At 49.5% G+C, this 408-nt stretch carries 1 protein-coding gene; it reads left to right on the forward strand.

Translation table 11 applies throughout. The features are described 5' to 3' along the window. Positions 1-408: nucleoside triphosphate pyrophosphohydrolase family protein (locus RMT89_RS41345; protein WP_315888903.1), on the forward strand; the 408-nt coding region annotated here is incomplete at both ends.

Below are 408 nucleotides of genomic sequence, written 5' to 3' on the forward strand. Positions count from 1 at the left end.
GAATACCGTCGATTGGTTCGATAAGGCCAAGCCGCTTCCGACCACCAAAGACCTGAGCACGCAGATCGGTGTGCATCTGGAAGAAGTCAGCGAGATGATGGAAAAGCTTACCAGCAGCAATCCATTGCTCCAATTCTCCATCAAGATGACGGCTGAAACGCTGGCACAGATGTCCAAAGCCATGCGTGAAGAAGACTGCATTTCGATCAAGGAAGAAGATCGGATCGAAATTCTGGACGCACTCTGCGATCAGATTGTCACCGCTGTGGGTGTTGCTCACTGTGCTGGTATGAAACTTATTGACGGGCTTCATGAAGTCAACCGCTCGAAGTGGTCCAAGTTTGATGAGAACGGCGAGCCAATCATGGATGAAACTCGCAAGATCATCAAGGGACCAAATTACACCAA

The sequence above is a fragment of the Streptomyces sp. P17 genome (assembly GCF_032436805.1).
GTDB lineage: Bacteria > Actinomycetota > Actinomycetes > Streptomycetales > Streptomycetaceae > Streptomyces.